This is a genomic window from Pseudomonas sp. EB271-G4-1 (genome assembly GCF_058791355.1).
Genome location: NZ_JBYTEO010000120.1, coordinates 1 through 7,270, shown reverse-complemented (window position 1 = coordinate 7,270; position 7,270 = coordinate 1). Strand labels below are relative to the sequence as shown.

8 protein-coding genes are annotated in these 7,270 nt (G+C 61.7%); 3 read left to right on the top strand and 5 right to left on the bottom strand.

The features are described 5' to 3' along the window. Positions 1 to 489: 489 nt before the first annotated feature. Positions 490 to 1,152: a glutathione S-transferase family protein gene (locus tag AC3WWR_RS30455; RefSeq protein WP_020801219.1), complete on the bottom strand. Its 663-nt coding sequence runs from the start codon at positions 1,150 to 1,152 to the stop codon at positions 490 to 492. 362 nt (positions 1,153 to 1,514) lie between these two features. On the opposite strand from AC3WWR_RS30455, the gene AC3WWR_RS30450 reads away from it, so the two are divergent. Beyond that, positions 1,515 to 2,615 carry a polyamine ABC transporter substrate-binding protein gene (locus AC3WWR_RS30450; RefSeq protein WP_492599311.1) on the top strand — a complete coding sequence of 367 codons (1,101 nt, stop codon included), beginning with the start codon at positions 1,515 to 1,517 and terminating at the stop codon, positions 2,613 to 2,615. A 120-nt stretch (positions 2,616 to 2,735) separates the two neighbouring features. On the opposite strand, the gene AC3WWR_RS30445 is transcribed toward AC3WWR_RS30450, so the two are convergent. The 4 genes from AC3WWR_RS30445 to AC3WWR_RS30430 form a co-directional block, all read right to left on the bottom strand. Then, the gene (locus AC3WWR_RS30445) at positions 2,736 to 3,191 is read right to left on the bottom strand and encodes a MarR family winged helix-turn-helix transcriptional regulator (RefSeq protein ID WP_020801216.1); all 456 of its coding nucleotides are present in this window, start codon (positions 3,189 to 3,191) and stop codon (positions 2,736 to 2,738) included. A gap of 140 nt (positions 3,192 to 3,331) precedes the next feature. Further along, complete coding sequence (locus tag AC3WWR_RS30440) at positions 3,332 to 3,784, bottom strand: Ohr family peroxiredoxin (RefSeq protein ID WP_492599310.1); 453 nt, start codon at positions 3,782 to 3,784, stop codon at positions 3,332 to 3,334. Positions 3,785 to 3,849: 65 nt separating this feature from the next. Next, positions 3,850 to 4,302: an Ohr family peroxiredoxin gene (locus AC3WWR_RS30435; protein ID WP_020801214.1), complete on the bottom strand. Its 453-nt coding sequence runs from the start codon at positions 4,300 to 4,302 to the stop codon at positions 3,850 to 3,852. Positions 4,303 to 4,540: 238 nt separating this feature from the next. Beyond that, entirely contained in the window at positions 4,541 to 4,996 is a 456-nt protein-coding gene (locus tag AC3WWR_RS30430) for an outer membrane lipoprotein (protein WP_033044023.1), read from the bottom strand. Positions 4,997 to 5,193: 197 nt separating this feature from the next. Between AC3WWR_RS30430 and AC3WWR_RS30425 the strand changes: the two genes are divergently transcribed. Continuing rightward, entirely contained in the window at positions 5,194 to 6,414 is a 1,221-nt protein-coding gene (locus tag AC3WWR_RS30425; protein WP_020801212.1) for a hypothetical protein, read from the top strand. A gap of 35 nt (positions 6,415 to 6,449) precedes the next feature. Beyond that, a complete protein-coding gene (locus AC3WWR_RS30420) occupies positions 6,450 to 7,079 on the top strand; it encodes a Vgb family protein (protein WP_033044022.1) in 630 nt (209 codons plus the stop codon). Positions 7,080 to 7,270: the final 191 nt, after the last annotated feature.

Sequence of the window (7,270 nt, the reverse complement as noted above, 5' to 3'; positions counted from 1 at the left end):
GATGCCGGTTTAGCCGCGCTGGGCCAAGGATGGCCCATCGCGGCGGGCCCACGGAGCAGGACCGGAGCGAGGGCATGTCGAGCCCTAGCGAGGCACCGAACGCCAGGGGCAAGAGCCCTTGGTTACTTAGGGCCGGGCGGCGTTCCGCTCTTCCAAGTGACTCGCTGTAAGAGCGAAACCCTAGGTGGCCGTTACCGCAGGAATGGATATGTACTCCGGCAACAAATAATAGGTCAGCTGTCAGGCCGCCTTCGCGAGCAAGCCCGCTCCCACAGTTGATTCGAGTACATCCGTCGAAGTCAGGTCGGCTATAAGGCCGCCTTCGCCGGCAAGCCGGGCTCCTACAGGCTTTTCCAAGTGACTCGCCGTAAGGGCGAAACCCTAGGTAGCCGTTACCGCAGGAATGGATATGTACACCTGAAGGAGGTGGCCGTTACCGCAGCAATGGATATACACCCGATAAGCGCCTTCAGTGTGCGCATGAGGTTGTTAGCGAAACCGTTGGGGAATGGCCTCGGCAAATGGATAGAAGGCGAACCAGGGCCTGGCTTCGTCGATGACGCGCCGGAATGAAGGCCGTTGTACCAGCCTGTCGAAATACGTGCTCAGGTGTTGGCAGTCGTCGGGGAAGGGCACCAGGGTACTGGCATAGAACAGGGCCGGGGCCGCGGCGCAATCGGCCAGGCTGAAGTCCGGGCTGGCCACCCAGGTTCGCGTAGCCAGCTGGCGCTCGAGCATGCCGTAGGCCGTGGTGAGCATGGCCCGTTCCCGGCTCAGGTCGCCGTTCGTCGCGCGAATGCGATCGGCGACTATCTGCTGCAGCGGTACTTGCACGTACTGGTCGAAAAACCGATCCCACAAGCGCACTTGCAAGGCAGTATCCCAATCACCGGGCAGCAGGCAGCGCCCACCTCCATGGAAGCGGTCCAGGTATTCGATGATGACACTCGATTCCGCCAACCCCTGCGGGTGCGTGTGATCGCGGATGACCGGGAACTTGCACAGGGGCCATAACGCCTCGAGCTCCGCGCGGTCTGCTGCACTGGAAAGATCGATGACTCGCCGCTGGAAATCGATGTCGTACTCGTAGAGGGCGATCAGCACTTTGTGGCAGAACGACGAAAGCGGGTGGTAATAGAGGGTCAGCGGCATCGGTCAACTCCTCGGGCGGGAGGGCGCCCCACGGGGTGATTGCTGTGACAGGCAGATTAAGTCGCAGGCACGGTATTCGCCATCCCTGCAGGTTTGCGCCGCATTCCAGGCTGCCGAAAACGTTTCGCGTAGCGACCATTGGCTATGCTCCCGGACACCGATAATGGCCATTACGATCTCCTTTTGGCCAACCCCGCGCTATGAACCTGCGGGGCTGTCGGCAAGAATCGAAAACCGGTGGCTGATGCGCAAGAGCCTCCCATCGATAACTATGAACCCGATCTTCCTTGCCTTGGCTGTTTTGCCGGGCGCTGCCGTGTACAGCACATAAAAACCATCGAGCTGACTTGGGGAATTGATCCATGGACACAATCAAACGCCTATTGGGTGCCACCGTTTGCGGCCTGACGCTGCTGGCCAGTGCCGTACATGCCGAGCAGCGCGAATTGCGGGTGTACAACTGGGCGGACTATATCCTGCCGTCCGTGCCCAAGGACTTCGCCGAGAAAACCGGGATCAAGGTCACCTGGGACACCTTCGACACCAACGAATCCCTGGAGGCCAAGCTGCTGACCGGCAACAGCGGCTATGACTTGGTGGTGCCGTCGAATCAGTTCATCGAAACCCAGATCAAGGCCGGTGTGTTCCAGAAACTGGACAAGACCAGGCTGCCCAACTGGAAACACCAGGACCCGGCGCTGCTCAAGTTGCTGGACAAGAACGACCCCGGCAACCAGTACGGCGTGCCTTACATGTACGGCACCGTGTTGATCGGCTTCAACCCGGCGAAGGTCAAGGCCGCCCTGGGCGAGAATGCACCGGTGGACAGTTGGGACTTGGTGTTCAAGCCCGAGAATATGGAAAAACTCAAGGCCTGTGGTGTTGCCATGCTCGACTCGCCCTCCGAGATTCTGCCGCTGGCCCTGCATTACCTGGGGCTGGACCCCAACAGCCAGAACCCCGAGGACTACGAAAAGGCCAAGGCGCTGATGCTGAAGATTCGCCCTTATGTCACCTACTTCAACTCGGCCAAGTACATGACCGATATCGCCAACGGTGACATTTGCGTGGCCATCGGCTACTCCGGCAGCTTCTACCAGTTCGGCAACCGCGCCAAGGAGGCCGGCAATGGCGTGGTGGTCGATTGGCGCTTGCCCAAGGAGGGCGCGCCGATCTGGTTCGACACCTTTGCCATTCCCAAGAGCGCGAAGAACGTCGATGAAGCCCACGCGTTTCTCAACACTTTGCTCGACCCGACCGTCATCGCACCGATCAGCGACTTCCTCGGTTACCCGAATGCCAACAAGGACTCGCTGGCGCTGATCAACAAGGAAATCACCGGCAACCCGAACCTGACGCCGACCCCCGAGGCTCTCAAAACCCTGTATGTCGTGCAGCCGTTGCCGCAGAAGCTGGAGCGGGTGCGCACGCGGGTGTGGACGGCGATCAAGTCGGACAAATAACCCTAAACCCCTGTCGGAGCGAGCATGCTCCGGGCGGTGTGCCGAAGATGAGCCTGAGAGCACCGCGGGGTGTCAGGTGCCCCGCGTCATCGTTGACGACCATCGCGAGCGTGCTCGCTCCTACACGGCTTTGGTGTTGCGGATGAGGTTGTTGCGCAACGCCACGATCGCCTGCTGCATCTGCACGAAATCGTCGGGATCGAGGCCGGTTTGCGGAAAGCCGTCTTCCGTCAGCTCTGTGCGCAGCTGGCGACCGGCGTCGGTCAGGCTGATTCGTACCTGGCGTTCGTCTTCCGGGTCGCGCTGACGCAGCAGGTAACCCATCGCTTCGAGCTTTTTCAGGATCGGGGTGAGGGTGTTGGATTCCAGGAACAGTTTTTCCCCGAGGCTGCCGACGGTCTGGTTGTCTTGCTCCCACAGCGCAACGAGGGTGATGTATTGCGTATAGGTCAGGCCGAGTCGTTCGAGCATCGGCTTGTAGGCCTTGCCAAAAGCGAGGTTGGTGGAATAGACCGCAAAACACAGGAAATCGGAAAGCTTGAGATCCAGGGCGGACGTTTTGTCGGTGGTTTTCATGGGGTCTCTCTTTGGGCAGGCTGCGACGCTGAAATTATACGTCGTATGCGATGGTGTCGGAAGTGCTCCAAACCTCCGGGTCCCGCCCCCCAAGCGGCCGGTTACCGGGGATAACCCTGGCGAACCGGCCGTGCGGTGCATCACGCGGTCTGCACGTTGATGCTCACGTCAATGTTGCCGCGGGTGGCCTTGGAGTACGGGCAGATCGCATCGGCGTTGTGCGCCAGTTCGCTCGCCACTTCATGTGACAGGCCTGGCACCCGCAGGGTCAATCGGGCTTGGAGGAAGTAGGCTGCGCCGGTCTGGCCCAGGTCGACTTCGATGTCCACGGCCGTGTCGGCCGGCAATGACACCTTAGCCTGTTGGGCGGCCAGGCCCACCGCGGCGATGTAGCAGGCCGACCATGCTCCGGCGAAGAGTTGCTCGGCCTTGGGGTGCGGTTGTACGCCGGTGAACACATGTGCCGGTGTGACGCTGCCAGGGGACGACAATTCGATGTCGAGGTTGCCCTTATGGCCGCGCGAGGTGGTGCCGGTGCTGCTCAGGGTGGTGTGGGTCTTGCCGGTGGCCAGGACTTTTTCGATCTTGCTCATGATGAGTTCCTCAAGTTTACTGTGGGTATATTGTTCGTATACGCTAGCATCGCATGCGATATTAATTATGCGGTAATGACGTTCAGGGCAACGTCGATATTGCCGCGGGTGGCCTTGGAATAGGGGCAAATGGAGTCGGCGATATGCGCCAGTTCCGTTGCAACGTCCTGTGCCAGCCCCGGCACGCGCAGGGTCAGTCGGGCCTGGAGGAAGTACGCTGGGCCCGTCTGGCCAAGGTCCACTTCGATGTCGACCGCCAGATCCGCCGGCAGCGCGATGTTGCGCTCTGCGGCCACCAGGCCGACGGCCGCGGTGTAGCAGGCCGACCAGGCCCCGGCGAACAATTGCTCGGCTTTCGGGTGCGGCTGGGTGGCGGCGAACACATGGGCTGGCTGGGCGGAGCCTGGCGTCGACAGTTCGATGTCGAGGTTGCCGTTGTGGCCGCGCGAGGTGTTGCCGGCGCTGCTCAGGGTGGTGTGGGTCTTGCCGGTGGCCAGGACTTTTTCGATCTTGCTCATGGGTCAATCCTCAAGGGTGCGGTCAGGTTGTATGTAATGTCGTGTGCGCTTAGATCGCATCCGATGGAAATAATAGTCCTCCAGATCTCAATCGACGTCAAGCGGTATTTTCATGCCCGGACGACGGACGGTCGAAGCGAATGATGCCCGCTTATTCAGAAAGAAAAATGCCCCGAGCTGTTCAGGCTCGGGGCATCAGCATTGACGCGTGACCATGGATTTCGAGTGCAACAGGCGATCAGCTTTGCGGCACTACCCGGGCTTCGTTGCCGGTACCTTCGATATAAACACTCTGGCCTTTGCTCAGTGCGGCATTGACCGGCTGCGTTACCGATACCAGGACGCCGCTCTTGGTACGCACGATAATTTGCTGGGCCTGTTGCGGTTGATCGTATTTTTTCTTCTCGGCGTAGTTGCCACCCGCCGCACCCGCAAGGGCGCCAGCGACCATGGCGACATCTCGCCCGGTGCCCGAACCGATCAGGCTACCGATTCCCACGCCCGCGAGTCCGCCAAGGATGGCGCCGACGCCGCTGTCGTGGTTGGTCTGCATTTGCGTCATGGTGATCTGCTCGATTTTTCCTGAGCGGATTTCCATCTCGCCGGCGCCACCGCTGCCAGCATCGACGGCGGCGCAGGCGCAAAGCACTAGACTTACAAGCGTGATCGTTAACCAGGAAGCGATGTTTTTCATGTTGAACTCCATCATCCGGGGGAAGCAGTTCGTTCAAACGCATCAGTGCGCGTTTGACGAAGGAGACTAGCACAGGGCCCTCGACGCGCTGCCCTGTGGCGGCGGGCCTGGCTGTACTGCCGGATACGCTCACTGAGGGGTGAGATAGACTCATACGGACTTATCACGGCAGGAGTGACACGCGTGGCAGGACTGCAATGGATTCGCTGATCACCGCCGCAGCGCAGGCGTTGGCGGCGGGCGATCCGCTGGGTGCGCTGGACCGGATCGCGCTGCGTGACGATGCGCCCGCGCTGGCACTGCGCGGTATCGCCATGGCGCAACTGGGGGATTTGGTGCGGGCCAAAGCGCTGGTACGCATGGCCTCGCGGGCCTTTGGGCCGAAAGAAGTCGTGGCGCGGGCACGCTGCACCGTCGCCGAAGCCGAGATCGCACTGGCCTCGCGGGATCTTGGTTGGCCGGTGAAGGCGCTGGAAGCGGCGCGGGTCACGCTGCAAGCCCACGGCGATCTTATCAATGCAGCCCACGCGCGTTATCTGGGCATCCGTCGCTTGTTGCTGATCGGCCGGCTCGATGAGGCCCAAGGGCAACTCGTTGACCTGGACCCGGCAACGTTGCCGCCACCCTTGCGGGCGACCCATGAGCTGGTCGTGGCAGGGATCGCGATGCGCCACCTGCATTCACAAGCCGCACGGGCCGCGCTCGCCAGGGCCGAACTCGCCGCGCAACTCGCCGGCATTCCCGCGCTGTCTGCAGAAGTCGAAAGTGCATCCTCCATTCTCAACAGCCCCGCCGCGCACCAGCTCGTGCGTGGTGAAGAACGGCCTCTGTTGCTGGACGAGGTGGAAGCGCTGCTCGCCTCGACTTCACTGGTGGTGGACGCTTGCCGCTATGTCGTGCGTGGCGCGGGCATGTCGGTTTCCCTGTCCAGGCGTCCGATCCTGTTTTCCCTGGTGCGAGCACTCGCCGAGGCCTGGCCGGGCGATGTGCCCAGGGAGACCCTCATCGCCCAGGCCTTTCGGTTGAAACTCAGTGATGAATCCCATCGAGCCCGGCTGCGGGTTGAAATCGGACGCTTGCGCGCGGCGTTGAAACCCTTGGCTACGGTGATCGCCACCCGACGCGGGTTCACATTGGTTGCTCAGGTTTCACCAGACGTGGTGCTGCTCACGCCACCGGTCGAAGAAAAGTATGCAGCGGTATTCGCCTTGCTTGGCGACGGCGAGTCCTGGTCGAGTTCGGCCTTGGCCCTGGCGTTGGGTAGCAGCCAGCGCGCAGTGCAACGCGCGCTCGAAGCGCTGGCAGCCAAGGGCAAGGTGCAGTCGTTCGGACAGGGACGGGCACGGCGCTGGGTGACCCCGCCGGTGCCCGGTTTCGCGACGACCTTGTTACTCCCGGTTCCGCTGCCCGGTGGCTAGGATGATCCCGTCAACCCCTTTGGAGGAACACCGAGATGAAACAGTCAGCCGCCAAAATTGTGCGTGAATATGGCCCCTTTGCCGATGTCGACGATGTGCACGGCGTCACCTGGGACGGCCGGCAGGTGTGGTTTGCAACCACCGACAAGCTCTACGCCCTGGACCCCGACAGTGGTCGTACGGTGCGCTCGCTCGATGTCGCTGCGCATGCCGGGACCGCCTTCGATGGTAAGCATCTGTTCCAGATTGCCGAGGACCGCATCCAGAAAGTCGATCCTCGCAGCGGAGAAATCCTGGCCACAATCCCGGCCCCTGGCGGTGGCAACGATTCGGGGCTGACATGGGCCGAAGGCTCATTGTGGGTCGGTCAGTACCGCGAACGGAAAATCCACCAGATCGACCCCGAGACCGGGACTATCCTGCGTACCCTGCAATCCAACCGTTTTGTCACGGGGGTGACCTGGGTCGAGGGCGCGCTGTGGCATGGCACCTGGGAAGACGAGGAGAGCGAATTGCGCCGGGTCGACCCGAACACCGGCGAAGTGCTTGAAAGCCTCAGGCTGCCGGACGGCATCGGGGTGTCGGGGCTGGAATCCGACGGTGGCGAGCGGTTTTTCTGTGGGGGCGGCAGCAGTGGGCGGCTGAGGGTGGTGCAGCGGCCTTGATGGGTTGATTGTGATCGTTCCCACGCTCTGCGTGGGAATGCCGCCAGGGACGCTCCGCGTTCCGCTGACGACGCAGAACGTGAGCCATGCGCAATGCTGACGCGGAGCGTCACAGGATGCATTCCCACGCAGAGCGTCACTAGTGTCCGGTAAAAACCGAAGGGGGAGCTTGCTCCCCCTTGCTGTTGGCG